Raw genomic sequence first — 13,672 nt, 5'->3', positions numbered from 1 at the left:
GATGCCGCGCGCGCTGGCCCCGTCCCTGCGCCTGTGCCTGTGCACCGCGCTGCTGTGCTGCCTGGCCGGCGCGGCGTGGGCGGACGTGCAGGTGGTGCGCATGTGGACCCTGCTGTCCGGCGGCGACGGCGCCCGCATGCGCGCGCTGATCGACGAGTTCAACGCGTCGCAGAACGAGGTGCGCGTCGAGAGCACGACCTTGCGCTGGGGCGAACCGTTCTACACGAAGCTGATCACTGCCACCGTCGTCGGCGCCGGCCCGGACCTGGCGACGATCCACCTGTCCCGCTTGCCGAACCTGGCCGGCGGCGGCGTGCTGCGGCCCTTGAGCACAGACGAGCTGCGTGCAGTCGGCCTGGCCGGCGCCGACTTCCTGCCGCGCCAATGGGCCAAGTCGCAGTACGGCGGCCACGCCTACGCGGTGCCGCTCGACCTGCACCCGCTGGTCCTGTACTACAACAAGGACCTCGTCGGCCGGGCCGGGCTGCTCAATGGCGATGGAAAGCTGAAGCCGATCGAGGGTATCGATGCGCTGACGGCCGCGTTCCGCGCCGTCAAGGAACACACCGGCAAGACGGGGTTGGCGATGGAGGCGGCGCAGAGCACGTATGCGATCTGGCGCCTGTGGCTGTCGCTGCTGGCGCAGCAGGGCTATCCCGTCGTGGCCAACGGCCAGTTCGCGTATGGCCCCGCGGGTGCCCGCACCCTGGACGCGATCGCGCAGTGGTTCCGCGCCGGCTATGCGACGACCGGCATGGACTACCCGGCATCGACGAGCCAGTTCATGGGCGGCAATGCGGGGTTCATGATCAACGGCGTGTGGGAAGTGCCGGAACTGGTGCGCGGCACCAAGGCCGGCACGATCGGCTTCCGCTACGGCATCGTGCCGCTGCCCCGGCTGTACGGCAATGCCAGCGCGTGGGCCGATTCGCACGGCTTCGCACTGCCGGCCAATGCGGGCAAGCCGGCATCGCCCGACAAGGCGCGCGCCGTGCTGCGTTTCGTCGCGTATGTGAGCCGTCATTCGCTCGGCTGGGCCGAAGGCGGCCATATCCCGGCGTATCGCCCCGTCGCCGAATCGGCCGAAGCGAAAGCGCTGATGCCGAACGCCGAATATGCGGAAGCGGCGCAGCACGTCGTCTACGATCCGGACGGCTGGTACATGGGCGCGGCCGGGCCGCTGGAAGCGATCGCGTCAAAATTCCTGCCGGCGCCGCTGTCCGGCCAGCTGACGGCCGACGACGCGGTGCGCCGCTTCGAGACGGAGGCGCGCCGGCTGCTGAAGAAACGTCCGCCGCGCTACTAGGGGAACCACGATGCGCCGCCGTTCCGAAGCCCTGCCTGCCATCTTGCTGCTGCTGCCGTTCACGGCCGCGTTCCTGCTGTTCTTCGTCGTCCCCACGCTGCAGACCTTCTACCTGTCGCTGACGGAGAGCAGCCTGACGCGCACCAGCGCCTTTGTCGGCCTGGCGAACTACGCGACCCTGGTGCAAGACCCGTCGTACTGGTCTTCGCTCGGCAACACGTTTTATTTCGCGCTGCTGACAGTGGTGCCGCTGACTGTGCTGGGCCTCGTGATGGCGCTGCTGGTCGACCACTTCAGCCGCGCCGGCGCGTGGCTGCAAGGTGCGTTCTTCCTTCCGTACGTGCTGCCGATTTCCGTGATGACGTTGATCGCCGAATGGACGATGAACCCGTCCGCGGGCCTCGTCAAACACCTGCTGGGCTTCTCGCGCGCGTGGTTCGCCGACCTGCACTGGGCGATGCCGACGGTGGCGATCTTCACCGTCTGGTGGACCGTGGGCTTCAACATGCTGATGTTCCTGGCCGGCCTGCGCAACATCCCCCGCGAGCTGTACGAGGCGGCCGCGCTGGACGGCGCACGCGGCTTCGCCACGTTCCGCCACATTACATGGCCGGCCCTGAAGCCCGTGACGGTGACGGCGCTCGTGCTGCAGCTGATCGCGTCGCTGAAGGTGTTCGGGCAAACCTACCTGCTGACCACCGGCGGGCCGTTCAATACGACGCGCGTCACGCTGCATTACATGTACGAGACGGCGTTTACGCAGAGCGATGCGGGGTATGCGGCGGCCGTGGCGATGGCGTTCATGGCGGTTGTCGTGGCGTTGTCGCTGGTCCAGGCGTGGCTGGTGAAGGCATTCAAGGTGGGGGCAAAGTGAGCGAGCAGATGCGCATGCTTGAAACCCAAAAACAAACCCTGGGGTCAGACCCGGCGGGTCTGACCCCGGCATTTGCTGTGGGGTTAATAGCTTGAGCGGCGCTTTCGAAAAACACCATGAAAACCACCACCCCCATCCACTGGACCATCATCGCCATCCTTAGTGCGCTGGCCCTGGCCGCGCTGTGGATCACCCCGCTGCTGTGGGCACTGTCCACGTCGCTGCGGCCGGAGTACGAAACGATCTCGCCCGTCCTGCACTACCTGCCGCAAACGTGGACCGTCGAGGCCTTCACGAAGGTGCTCGGGGCGGGCAATGTGCCGCGCTGGCTGTTCAACAGCGCGCTGGTGGCGCTGCTGGTCACCTGCGTCACGATGACGATCAGCCTGATGGCCGCGTACGCGTTCTCGCAGCTGCGCTTCAAGGGCCGCGACCTGCTGTTCGGCGTGGCGATGCTGGCGCTGCTGCTGCCGTTCGAAGCGCTGCTGGTGCCGCTGTTTCGCACGATGCACCACCTGGGCCTTGTCAACACGTATGCGGGCATCGTGCTGCCGCAGGTCGTGTCGCCCGTCGTCATCTATGTGTTCCGCCAGTTCTTCGACGCGGTGCCGGCCGACTTTCGCGAAGCGGCGGTGCTGGATGGCGCGTCGCCGCTGCGTGTGCTGTGGAGCGTGTACCTGCCCATGTCCGGCAATATCGTGTGGGCGATGGCGATCGTCACGTTCATCGCCGCGTGGAACAACTTCCTGTGGCCGTTCATCATCATCACGTCGAACGAGATGATGACGATCACGCTGGGCCTGACGCAAACCTACGACGCGTTCGGCGTGCGCTATGCGCAGCTGATGGCGGCCGCGCTGCTGGGCGCGTTCCCCGTCGCGCTGGCGTACATCGTGTTCCAGCGTCGCGTCACGCAGGGGCTGCTGGCCGCCACCGGCTTGAAAGGCTAGGGGCCCACGCACAGGCCGTCGATGTAGAAATCCAGGTGGCGATGGGCCAGCGCCCGCTCTTCCTTGGGCGGCAGCCCCACCGCCAGCGGCCGGGCAAAGCGGATCAGCGCGAACACGATGTCGCGCTCGGAGAGGTCGCTGCGCACATGGCCTTCCCGCACCGCCCGTTGCACCATGCTGGTCAATAGCGCACCCGCGCGCGCCCGCAAGTCGTGCCAATCACGGTTCTCCAGCAGCGGGTGGACGATGTTCACGACGCCGATGCCATTGTCCAGCGCCGCATGCATGTACCGGCGCAGCGCCCCCGCCGCATCCGGCACGGTGTCCAGCAGCGTCTCGCCGGCGGCGATGCTGCGCTCCAGCACGTGTCGCGCAGCCGCGTGCAGCAGCGACTGCTGATCTGGAAAGTGGCGATACAGCGTGCCGATGCCGACGCCGGCCCGTGCCGCGATCGTGTCGCGCGCGGGCTCGCCGCCCACTTCGAGGATCAGGTCGATCGCGACCTCGATCAGCCGCTGCCGGTTTTTCAGTGCATCCGCGCGCATGGTTTCGCCAGGTTGACATGTGGACTAAACGGAGTATATTCCTCCGCTTAGCAAAGTCAATAGCGGGGGCTCCATGCACACCATCATTCCTCTCGGCGAACTCGATCACAGCCACGTCGCGCTGGCGGGCGGCAAGGCGGCCAACCTTGGCGAGCTGGCCAGGATTTCCGGGATTGCCGTGCCGCCGGGATTCTGCGTCACCACCGCTGCGTTCACTGCGCATGTCGTCAGTGCGCCCGCCATCGCGGCCGCCGTGGACGAGCTGGCGCGGGGCACGCAGGGCAGGGCCGAGGTGGATGCCGCACTGTGCGCGCGCATCCGTTCGCTCATCGATGAGGTGCCAATATTGGATGAACTCTCGGGTGCCATTGCACAATGCGTGGCCGAAGCCGGGGAGGGCGCAGCCTGGGCGGTGCGCTCCAGCGCGAACGCGGAGGACATGCCGGCGGCGTCGTTCGCCGGCCAGCACGACTCGTACCTCGATCTGCGCGGCCCTGCCGCCGTGCTCGCGGCGCTACGCAGTTGCTGGGCATCGCTGTTCACGGACCGCGCTGTCGCCTACCGCCAGCGCAACGGCATCGATCACCGCGCCACGCGCATGGCCGTGATCGTGCAGCGCATGGTGCCGGCCGAGGTATCGGGCGTACTGTTCACGGCCGATCCGGTGACAGGGGACCGGACGGTCGTCGCGATCGAAGCGTGTGCGGGGACCGGCGAGGCACTGGCCGCCGGTACGGTGGTGCCGGAAAGCGTCACGTTGAAGGATGGCCGGGTCGCCGCCAGGACGGGGGGCGAGCGCCCGCTGCTGGACGACGAACAGGCACGTACGCTGGCCGCGCTCGGGCGGACCATCCAAGCCCACTTCGGCGGCCCGCAGGACGTCGAATGGTGCCTGGCGGGCGGCCGCTTCCAGATCGTGCAGAGCCGTCCGATCACCACGCTATTCCCCGTCCCGCGGCGGGACGACGGGCAGCGCCATATCTACCTGTCGGTCGGGCACCAGCAGATGATGACCGATGCGATGAAGCCGCTGGGCCTGTCGTTCTGGCAGCTGCTGGCGGCCCGGCCGATGTTCGAGGCGGGCAGCCGGCTGTTCGTCGACATCACCGCCCAGCTGGCGTCGCCGGCCAGCCGGACGGCGCTGCTCCGCATGCTCAGCCGCGATCCATTGATCGCCAGCGCCGTGCAGACGCTGCTCGAACGGGGCTTCATCGCAACGCTGCCTGAGACGGGGGCAGGGGCAGGGGCCGCCGTGCCCGCGCCAAGCGCCGCCGCGCCCGCGGACGCGCCCGACCCGGCGATTGTCCATGACCTCATCAGGGAAAGCGAGGAAGCGCTGGCCCAAACGCGGCAAGGGCTCGCCGGCAAGTCCGGCACTGCACTCTTCGATTTCGTCGCCGGCGACATGGCGGCACTGAAGCGGCAGCTGACCGACCCCGCCAGCACGCGTGCGCTGATGACCGGCATCGAAGCGCTGTGGTGGCTGGACGATCGCCTCACCGCGTGGCTCGGCGAACCCGGTGTCGCCGGCATCCTGTCGCAATCGGTCGAGCACAACATCACGTCGCAAATGGGGCTGGACCTGCTCAACGTGGCCGATGCGATCCGGCCGCATCCGGCCGTGGTGGCGTTCCTGCGGCGGCGGGACGACGGCGTGCCCCTCGCGGAGCTCGTCCACGTCGAAGGCGGCGCCGCGGCGCTGGCTGCGCTCGACGGCTACCTGTGCAAGTACGGCATGCGCTGCGCCGGCGAGATCGACGTGACGCGGCCCCGCTGGCGCGAACGGCCGGCCACGCTCGTGCCGGTGATCCTGGACTATGTGGACCGCTTTGAGCCGGGCGAAGCGGCACGGCGCTTCCAGGCGGGGCTGGCGCGGGCCAGGGCTGCCGAGCGGGATGTGCTGGCACGGCTGCGTGCGCGCCCCGACGGCGCGGCCACGGCGGCGCAGGCCGGCGCGGCGATCGGGCGGCTGCGCGCCTTCATCGGTTATCGCGAATACCCGAAGTACGCATGGATGTGCCGCATCGACCTGCACAAACAGGCGCTGCGGGCCGAGGCGGAAGGGCTGGTCCGCGCCGGTGTCATCGACCGGCTCGACGATATCGATTTCCTGCGCTTCGACGAGCTGCGCGAGGTCGTGCGCACGGGGCAGGCCGACCGGGGCGTCATCGCCGCGCGGCGTGCCGGGTTCGCGGCGCACGAGCGGCTGGTGCCGCCCCGCGTGCTGACGTCCGATGGCGAATGCCTGTTCGGTGCGCTGGAGCGCCCCGGTCTGCCGGCCGATGCGCTGGCCGGGGTGGCGGTGTCGGCCGGCGTCGTCGAAGGCCGCGCCCGGGTCGTCACGGACATCGCGACGGCGGATCTCGCGCCCGGCGACATCCTCGTGACGGCCTATACGGACCCGAGCTGGACGCCGCTGTTCCTGGCGGTGGCCGGGCTCGTCACGGAGGCGGGCGGCCAGATGAGCCATGGCGCCGTCGTCGCCCGCGAATACGGCCTGCCCGCCATCGTCGCCGTGCGGGATGCGACCCGGCTGATCCAGGACGGCCAGCGCATCCGGGTCGACGGCACGCATGGCGTCGTCACACTGCTCGCCGCGGCGCCGCCCACTCACTGACCTATCCCCCGACATGGTGGGCCAGCGACGCCGCGCCGGCCGCTCCGCCCGCCATCGTACCTGCGCCAGCGTGGCATCGAAGCAACCGGGCGGGCGTATCGCGTTGGCGTCCGCTCCCGCTTGTGTCTATTATCGCAACAGCTCTCCAGGCGGAGCCGCACGCCTGGCCTAACAATGACTCACATCGCTCACATCGGAGACGAACCATGAGTTCAACGCAGATCAGGCCCGCGGTCGCCGCGGCCTTGTGCCTGCTGGCCGCAGGGTCGGCGCAGGCACAGCAAGCCACGCCACCGGCCAGCACCGAGCAACCGCCGCAAGGCAGCGCCACCGAGGCATCCGTGCAGGGCGGGCCGATCGCCACCGTCGAAGTGACGGGCATCCGGCGCAGCATCCGTTCCGCCGAACAGATCAAGCGCGACGCCGCCCAGGTCGTCGATTCGATCAATGCCGAGGACATCGGCAAATTCCCCGACCGCGCGGCAGGCGACGCGCTGCAGCGGATCGCCGGCGTGCAGGTGGGCCGCGACCGCGGCGAGACGTCGACCGTGACGATCCGCGGCCTGCCCGATGTCGTCACGACGTTCGAGGGCAACGAGATCTTCACCGGCCGCGGCCGCAGGCTGCAGTACCAGGACCTGCCGGTGCAATCCGTGTCCGGCCTCGACGTGTACAAGTCCGCGACGGCGAACCAGATGGAAGGCGGCATCGCCGGCGCCGTCAACATCCGCCTGCGCGCACCGTTCGACACGAAGGGCCGCACGATCTCCGGCTACCTGGAAGACCGCCGCCCGAAAATCAACGGCAGCGACGCGGCCAGGAGCCGCAACAATCCCGGCGGCGGCATCCTGCTGTCGGACCGCTGGAACACGAGTGCCGGCGAGATGGGCCTGCTGTTCGACGCCGCCTACCAGAAGGATCACTGGGGCTATCCGGTGCAGTGGGTGGACCGGCCCGACCGGCTTTTCTCGGTGGGCCAGGACGGCACGGCGATCCGCCTGAACGACGACCAGCCGGTGGCGCCGCTGCGCCCCGGCGACCGGCTCGGCAGCCTGCCGCACGTGGGCGGCATCTACAACGGCGGCGACCGCGAACGCTTTTCCGCGCACGGCGCTTACCAGTGGAAGATCAATCCGAAGCTGGAGTTCTCGACCCAGTACGTGGGCACCGGCTACCGCGACCGGCACGAGGTCGACTACATCCTGGCGATCGTCGGCTGGACGCCGCGGCTGAACAACGTGACGCTGGGCGACCGCGGCTGCGACACGCCGGAAGGGCAGATCTGCCCGATCCTGTCGGCCAATGCGCCGGCTGCGCAATTCGGCGGGCCGTATGACTGGGACCCGTACATGGCCACCAGCGCATGGGGCGTGAAGGAGCACACCAATACGCACTACCTGAACTTCGGCCTGGCGTATCGCGACGGGCCGTGGAACGTGACGTCGAACCTCGCGTTCACGCGCTCGAAGTTCGTCAACGACACGGTGATCGTCGACCAGCAGGTCCCCGGCGCATCCGTGAACGTGTACACGTACGGCGCGGACGGCCACGGCGGCTATAACTCCGTGACGACGCCCGGCAATGCGACGCCGCTGCGCGATCCGCGGGCCTTCGTGCTGCGCGGGCTCGTGCAGAACTGGGAAGAATCGGAAGGCAAGCAGGCGCAGTGGCGCACGGATGCGACGTACAAGCTGGGGCAGGGCTTCCTGCGCGCCGTGAACGTGGGCCTGCGGCTGTCGTCGCGCGACACCAGTTACCACTCGGCCGAAGGGCACAGCGACGTCGACCCGGCGGCGCGGCCGAACCCCGTCGATGCATTCGGTCCCGGCTTCGAAAGCCTGAGCCCCGGCGTCGACCGGCTCGGCGGCCAGTACCTGGTGCCGTCGCGCGACTTCCTGATCGACCAGGCCGACCGCGTGCGCGCCGTGTATGGCGCCGCGCCCGGACGCGTGCCGGACGATCCGCTGCGTCGCTTCGACCAGCGTGAAAAGTCCGCGACCGTGTACCTGAACGGGCGCTGGCAGACGACGCTGGGCGGCATCGACGTTTCCGGCGATGCGGGCGTGCGCGTCATCCACGTCAAGCGCAAGCTGGAAGGTACCAGCCGGATCGGCGACACGCTGACGCCGATCGACATCTCCACGTCCGAGAACAACTACCTGCCGAACCTGTCGGCGCTGGTGGCCTGGCGCGACAACCTGCAGTCGCACCTGTCGGTCGGCAAGACGCTGACGCGGCCGGAGTTCAACCGCCTCAATCCCGCGCTGTCGCTGATCCCGCCGACGGTGAACGCGCCGGGCACGGGCAGCGCCGGCAACCCGAACCTGGCCCCGACCAGGTCGGTGAACAAGGATGCGACGCTGGAGTACTACTTCCCCGGCAACGGCTATGCGCAGGTCGCGCTGTTCCACCGCGATATCAGCGGCTACCTGCAGAACTTCACGCAGGACGAGATCATCGGCGGCCAGCGCTACCGCGTGACGCGGCCGCAGAATTCCGGCGACGGCACGTTGAAGGGAGCGGAATTCAGCATCCAGAAATTCTTCGACTTCCTGCCCGGCTTGTGGAGCGGCTTCGGCGCGCAGTTCAACTACACGTGGATCAGCGGCGACAACGAAACGCGGCTCGACCCGAACTCGCCCGTGCTGACGAAGACGCGGCTGATCGACGTGGCGAAGAAAAGCCACAATATCGCGCTGCTGTACGAGAAATACGGCGTGACGGGCCGCCTGGCCGCCACGCGGCGTGGCGACTACGTCGAACAGATCGCCGAGCTGCGCTTCCTGCAGGACCGCTTCGTCAAGGCCAGCACGTATGTGGACCTGTCGCTGTCGTACGAGCTGACGAAGAACCTGACCGTGCAGTTCGATGCGATCAACCTGACGAAGGAAAAGTACGAGAGCTACCTGTCCGACCCGTCGCGGCCGCGGGATATCCGGTATACGCCGACCACGTATGGGGTGGCGTTGCGGTTCAAGTTGTGAATAGCTTAGCGCCAAGCGTTATTAGCGGGCCGGCGGCGCAAAAGACTAACCCCAACCGCAAACCCTGGGGTCAGACCCGGCGGGTCTGACCCCGGCATCTGCCTCGGGTTTTGTTCGAATGCCCGACCGAATTCCGCCCGCGATATCGAGGAACCGCATGACCAGCACCCATCACAGCACCTACACCAACCCCGTCCACCCGCAAACCTTCGCCGACCCGTTCGTGCTGCGCCACCAAGGCTTCTACTACGCCTACGGCACCGCACCCGGCAACGCCGACGGCCGCGCCTTCCCCGTGCTGCGCTCTCCCGACCTCGTGCAGTGGGAACCGCTGGGCCACGCGCTGGTGCCGTCCGGCGGCCATGACTTCTGGGCGCCGGAAGTCGCGTACAAGGACGGCACGTTCCACATGTACTACTCGGCGCAGGGCATCGAAGGGCGCGACCACCAGCTGCGCGTGGCGACGAGCACGGACCCGGCTGGCCCGTTCGTCGACGTCACGCCCGGCGTGGCCGGCGCGCTCGTGCCCGACCAGCCGTTCTCGATCGACGCGCACCCGTTCTGCGACGACGACGGCCAGTGGTACCTGTTCTATTGCGTGGATTTCCTGGAGCTGGAAGACGATCACCGGGTCGGTACCGGCATCGTTGTCGACCGCCTGCTGGAGATGAAGCGGCTGGAAGGCAAGCCGCGCATGGTACACCGGCCGCACGAGGACTGGCACCTGTTCCTGAAGTCGCGCACGATGTACGGCAATGTGTACGACTGGCATACGGTGGAGGGTGCGGCCGTGCTCAAACACGATGGCCTCTATTACTGCTTCTACAGCGGCGGGGCGTGGGAACGGGAGAACTATGGCGTCAGCTGGGTCGTCGCCGACCATCCGCTGGGGCCATACCGCCGGCCCGAAGAAGGCGGCAGGGCGCTGTTGATGCATACGCTGGAAGGACAGCTGATCGGTCCCGGCCACAATTCGTTCGTACAGTCGCCAAGCGGCGACGAGACGTGGATCGTGTACCACGCATGGGGGCCAGACCGGGCCGGGCGGCGCATGTGCATTGACCGGCTGCGCTGGGAAGGCGGCAAGCCGGTCACGGATGGGCCGACGTGCACGCCGCAGGCAGCGCCGGCATGATCATCTGCCGGCGCGAGGTTCGCGCGGCGCTCAGAAGTCCCGGCGTTCGCCCGGGCACGCCAGCACGCGCTTGATCGTCGCCTGCTTGATGCGCTTACGGGTCAGGAACATGTGGGCATCCTTCAGGCCCGTCGACTGCTGCAGCATCAGCGCGCGGTTGATGATCAGCTCGGTCTCGATATCGGTGCGGGAATAGGCGCGGCGGACTTTGTACATCTTGTCTCTCCTTCGGTGGTGGCGTGTTGCCGAGTTTCCTTGGTGACTCTTGCTCTGACGCCTCCATCGTATGCGGGCAAGGGGGGCGCTACCGTGCGCCAGTTCACGCAGCGCGCTAGCCGATGAGCCAAAAAGCAACATCAGGTTTTGATCTCGCGCATGTCGCAACCCAGAAGCGACTGTGATAATGGTTTCAATTTGATATCGCACAAAGCGCTGGAGGTTGGAATGGATTTGGAAAACAAGGCAGCGATACTGGTTCGCCGTACCGCGGCCACGGGGCTGGACGACGTGCCGCAGGTGGCGGCCGGCATCCGGGCACCGGCGGCATGACGCGCATCGCCGTGATGACGGGCGGCGGCGATGCGCCCGGCCTGAACGCCGCGCTGCGCGCCGTCGCACTGGCCGCCTACGGGCGAGGCTGGGAATGCGTGGGCCTGCGCGCGTCGTTCAACGGCCTGCTCGAGCGCGCCGGCACGGACGGCCTGCTGCCGCTGCCGCCGGACGCCGTGCAGGGCATCCTCGACACGGGCGGCACGATGCTCGGCACGACGAACCACGGCGACCCGTTCCGCTGGCCCGGCCCGGACGGTACCGTGGACCGCTCCGACGACGTGCTGGCCGCCTGCGCACGCCTGGGCATCGCCGCGCTAGTGATGATCGGCGGCGACGGCACGATGCGCATTGCCGCCGGCCTGTCACGCAAGGGCCTGCGCGTCGTCGGCGTGCCGAAGACGATCGACGGCGACGTGCAGGGTGCCGGCAGCACGTTGGGATTCGCGTCGGCGGTGGCGTATGCGACGGAAGCGATCGACCGGCTGCACTGCAGCGCGCAAAGCCACGAGCGGGCGATGGTCGTCGAAGTGATGGGCCGTTACGCCGGCTGGATCGCGCTGCACGCGGGGCTGGCCGGTGGCGCCCATGCGATCCTGCTGCCCGAGATTCCGTTCGACCTGGAGGCCGTAGCGCGGCTGCTGGCCGAGCGCGACGCCCGCAACCGCCCGCACGACGTGGTGGTGGTGGCCGAAGGCGCGCATGCGCTGCGCGGCTCAGTATTCGTCGCCGACCCGGTCGTACCGGGCCGCAGCGAGCGTCTCGGCGGCGTCGGCGCGCACGTCGCGCGGCAGCTGGAACTCCTGACGGGCAAGGAAAGCCGCGCCGTCGTGCTGGGCCACCTGCTGCGCGGCGGCAGCCCGGTGGCGGCGGACCGGATCGCCGCGCTGCGGATGGGCGAAGCGGCCGTGCGTGCGCTGGCCGAGGGGCGGCATGGCGTGATGATGACGTTACACGGCGATGTGCCGGGCGAGATGCCGCTGGTGGAGGTCAGGACGTGGCAGGTGCCGGCGGATCATCCGCTATTGGCGACCGCGCGGGCGTTGGGAGTATGTTTGGGGGAATAGGGGCAGACCCGGCGGGTCTGACCCTAGCCTTTGCCCTTTGGGTTTACAACGCCGCCGTGCGGATCATCTGAAAGCACCCCCAAAAATCTACTGCTAGGGTCAGACCCGCCGGGTCTGACCCTTTACTACGCCGCCCGCGGCAACGCCGGCCCGAACAACGCCTCGACCATCGGATCGCGCTTGATCGTCGGCGGTTTCTGCCGCAGCGGGCCCGGTGCGTCGTCGCACAGGCGGTGGATGCGGTGGCCGTCGGGGCTGATCAGCACGGCGATGCGGCCGCCGGGGAGGGGAACGAAGGCGGGCTTCCTGAGACGTAGCATTTTCATCGTGTGACTCCATGGGTAAGGGGGGCGGATGCGTGGACGGCGCGCGGGCGGCCGGCGCGGCCGACCCGAAGGCCGCGCACCAGGTTCGCGAACCATGCCAGGCACGACACGCACAACAGCGCGCCGGCCGGGCGGGCCAGCAGTGCCGGCCACGCACACGCCGCAACCAGCAGCAGCAAGGCGCCGGCGTGCAGCAGGTATTGGGCGCGCGCCTGCGCGTCCGGGATGATGCGGTGGATCGGCGGCAGGTCCTTGGGCGCCGGCAGCGTGCCGTCCACGGTGCCGTGGCGCAGGTGGTACCAGGACAGGAACGGCACGATCTTGTACAGCATGCCGTTGATCGTCGACAGCGCGAAGCCGGCCACCAGCAGCACGCCGCGGGCCACGTCCACGCGCGGGTCGGGCGGCAGCAGGCCAAGCAGCAGGGCGCCCAGCAGCGACGCCATCGCGGTGCGCCAGAACAGTGTCGGCGCATCGGCCTTCGGGCGCTTGCGGCGCGCCAGCAGGCGCAAGGTGACGAGCGCGAAGGCGGCATAGCCCGCACCCAGCAGGCCCAGGGCGGCGAGGCGGAACGGCTCGGCGACGCCGGCCGACAGCGATGCAGCGACCAGCAGCAGGAACAGCGCGGTGGCGAAGCCGCCCGTCAGCCAGCGCGGATACGGCTCCGTGACGAGGAACATCGGCACGACCTGGAACGCCACCCCGATCACCAACAGCGCGACCCAGCCAAGCAAACCCCAGGACGCATGCAGGTCCGTCACGCGCAAGAGCGGCAGCGTGACAGCCTGCGGCCACGCATAGCCGGCGGCCAGCAGCACGCCCAGCACGACGGTGACGACGAGCGCCGCGAGGGCAAGCCGGATCGCGGCCAGCGATGCATCCGCACCGCTCGGGTACTGCTGCCACAGGCCCACGGTGCAGCAGCCGACCAGCACGAGGAAGGCGCAGGCGAGCGGCATGACGGCGGCGGCGAACAGCCACGGCTGGCCGGCGACGAATGCGCCCGCCAGCAGCAGCGTGCCGGCGCACAGCGCCGCATGCATCGCGCGGCCGGCATACAGGCCGCCCGGCACGGCGATGCCCGCCATCACGGGCAGGATCTGCAGCAGCGCGCCGATCATCGCCATCGACAGGCAGCCCAATGTCAGCAGGTGCGTCAGCGCGAGCGTGACGGGCGACCAGCGGGTGACCAGTGCCGCGTCGCCTTGCCACAGCAGCAGGGCCGCGGCCAGCGCCGCAAACACGGGAACGGTCAGGAAGAACCGCATCGGCAGCGCGAGCGGCGGATTCTGGTCGAAGGACAGCGCGCGTTGCATGAC

Annotated in this window: 11 protein-coding genes; 7 read left to right on the top strand and 4 right to left on the bottom strand. The window is 68.7% G+C overall.

Annotated features, from left to right (window positions below; all coding sequences use genetic code 11):
• The first annotated feature begins 1 nt into the window (after position 1).
• The 3 genes from IP92_RS28455 (at position 2) to IP92_RS28445 (ending at position 3,130) form a co-directional block, all read left to right on the top strand.
• Positions 2-1,306, top strand: a complete 1,305-nt coding sequence (locus IP92_RS28455) for an extracellular solute-binding protein (protein WP_145881811.1) — start codon at positions 2-4, stop codon at positions 1,304-1,306.
• 10 nt (positions 1,307-1,316) lie between these two features.
• On the top strand, positions 1,317-2,180 hold the full coding sequence (locus tag IP92_RS28450) for a carbohydrate ABC transporter permease (RefSeq protein ID WP_145881809.1): 864 nt from the start codon (positions 1,317-1,319) through the stop codon (positions 2,178-2,180).
• Positions 2,181-2,296: 116 nt separating this feature from the next.
• The gene (locus tag IP92_RS28445) at positions 2,297-3,130 is read left to right on the top strand and encodes a carbohydrate ABC transporter permease (protein WP_145881807.1); all 834 of its coding nucleotides are present in this window, start codon (positions 2,297-2,299) and stop codon (positions 3,128-3,130) included.
• Here IP92_RS28445 and IP92_RS28440 read toward each other — a convergent pair.
• Positions 3,127-3,675: a TetR/AcrR family transcriptional regulator gene (locus IP92_RS28440; protein ID WP_145881805.1), complete on the bottom strand. Its 549-nt coding sequence runs from the start codon at positions 3,673-3,675 to the stop codon at positions 3,127-3,129. The two genes, IP92_RS28445 and IP92_RS28440, sit on opposite strands and share 4 nt — an antisense overlap.
• Before the next feature lie 73 nt (positions 3,676-3,748).
• Here IP92_RS28440 and IP92_RS28435 point away from each other — a divergent pair, with 73 nt between their 5' ends.
• The 3 genes from IP92_RS28435 (at position 3,749) to IP92_RS28425 (ending at position 10,411) form a co-directional block, all read left to right on the top strand.
• Positions 3,749-6,292, top strand: a complete 2,544-nt coding sequence (locus IP92_RS28435) for a phosphoenolpyruvate synthase (RefSeq protein ID WP_145881803.1) — start codon at positions 3,749-3,751, stop codon at positions 6,290-6,292.
• A gap of 206 nt (positions 6,293-6,498) precedes the next feature.
• On the top strand, positions 6,499-9,276 hold the full coding sequence (locus IP92_RS28430; RefSeq protein WP_145881801.1) for a TonB-dependent receptor: 2,778 nt from the start codon (positions 6,499-6,501) through the stop codon (positions 9,274-9,276).
• Positions 9,277-9,433: 157 nt separating this feature from the next.
• Positions 9,434-10,411, top strand: a complete 978-nt coding sequence (locus tag IP92_RS28425; RefSeq protein WP_145881799.1) for a glycoside hydrolase family 43 protein — start codon at positions 9,434-9,436, stop codon at positions 10,409-10,411.
• Positions 10,412-10,441: 30 nt separating this feature from the next.
• Here IP92_RS28425 and IP92_RS28420 read toward each other — a convergent pair whose 3' ends face one another.
• Positions 10,442-10,627 (bottom strand): hypothetical protein, encoded by a 186-nt coding sequence (locus tag IP92_RS28420; RefSeq protein WP_145881797.1) that lies wholly within the window; start codon positions 10,625-10,627, stop codon positions 10,442-10,444.
• Between the two features lie 329 nt (positions 10,628-10,956).
• On the opposite strand from IP92_RS28420, the gene IP92_RS28415 reads away from it, so the two are divergent.
• Complete coding sequence (locus IP92_RS28415) at positions 10,957-12,027, top strand: 6-phosphofructokinase (protein WP_145881795.1); 1,071 nt, start codon at positions 10,957-10,959, stop codon at positions 12,025-12,027.
• A gap of 125 nt (positions 12,028-12,152) precedes the next feature.
• Here IP92_RS28415 and IP92_RS28410 read toward each other — a convergent pair whose 3' ends face one another.
• Together IP92_RS28410 and IP92_RS28405 are read right to left on the bottom strand one after the other, a co-directional pair.
• The gene (locus tag IP92_RS28410) at positions 12,153-12,353 is read right to left on the bottom strand and encodes a hypothetical protein (protein WP_229419016.1); all 201 of its coding nucleotides are present in this window, start codon (positions 12,351-12,353) and stop codon (positions 12,153-12,155) included.
• Positions 12,350-13,669, bottom strand: coding sequence for a permease (locus IP92_RS28405; RefSeq protein ID WP_145881793.1), 1,320 nt, complete (start codon positions 13,667-13,669; stop codon positions 12,350-12,352). The genes IP92_RS28410 and IP92_RS28405 overlap by 4 nt, the downstream gene beginning before the upstream one ends.
• Between the last annotated feature and the right edge of the window lie 3 nt (positions 13,670-13,672).

Origin of the sequence: Pseudoduganella flava (genome assembly GCF_007830495.1) — a bacterium.
In the GTDB taxonomy this organism is placed as follows: Bacteria; Pseudomonadota; Gammaproteobacteria; order Burkholderiales; family Burkholderiaceae_D; genus Rugamonas; species Rugamonas flava.
This window is presented reverse-complemented; position numbering and strand designations above follow the sequence as displayed.

Excerpts from the sequence above, each read along its gene's own strand:
- IP92_RS28455 (WP_145881811.1), top strand. The coding sequence starts at position 2 with ATGCCGCGCGCGCTGGCCCCGTCCCTGCGCCTGTGCCTGTGCACCGCG.
- IP92_RS28405 (WP_145881793.1), bottom strand. The coding sequence starts at position 13,669 with ATGCAACGCGCGCTGTCCTTCGACCAGAATCCGCCGCTCGCGCTGCCG.
- IP92_RS28435 (WP_145881803.1), top strand. The coding sequence starts at position 3,749 with ATGCACACCATCATTCCTCTCGGCGAACTCGATCACAGCCACGTCGCG.
- IP92_RS28415 (WP_145881795.1), top strand. The coding sequence starts at position 10,957 with ATGACGCGCATCGCCGTGATGACGGGCGGCGGCGATGCGCCCGGCCTG.
- IP92_RS28450 (WP_145881809.1), top strand. The coding sequence starts at position 1,317 with ATGCGCCGCCGTTCCGAAGCCCTGCCTGCCATCTTGCTGCTGCTGCCG.
- IP92_RS28445 (WP_145881807.1), top strand. The coding sequence starts at position 2,297 with ATGAAAACCACCACCCCCATCCACTGGACCATCATCGCCATCCTTAGT.
- IP92_RS28440 (WP_145881805.1), bottom strand. The coding sequence starts at position 3,675 with ATGCGCGCGGATGCACTGAAAAACCGGCAGCGGCTGATCGAGGTCGCG.
- IP92_RS28425 (WP_145881799.1), top strand. The coding sequence starts at position 9,434 with ATGACCAGCACCCATCACAGCACCTACACCAACCCCGTCCACCCGCAA.
- IP92_RS28430 (WP_145881801.1), top strand. The coding sequence starts at position 6,499 with ATGAGTTCAACGCAGATCAGGCCCGCGGTCGCCGCGGCCTTGTGCCTG.
- IP92_RS28420 (WP_145881797.1), bottom strand. The coding sequence starts at position 10,627 with ATGTACAAAGTCCGCCGCGCCTATTCCCGCACCGATATCGAGACCGAG.
- IP92_RS28410 (WP_229419016.1), bottom strand. The coding sequence starts at position 12,353 with ATGAAAATGCTACGTCTCAGGAAGCCCGCCTTCGTTCCCCTCCCCGGC.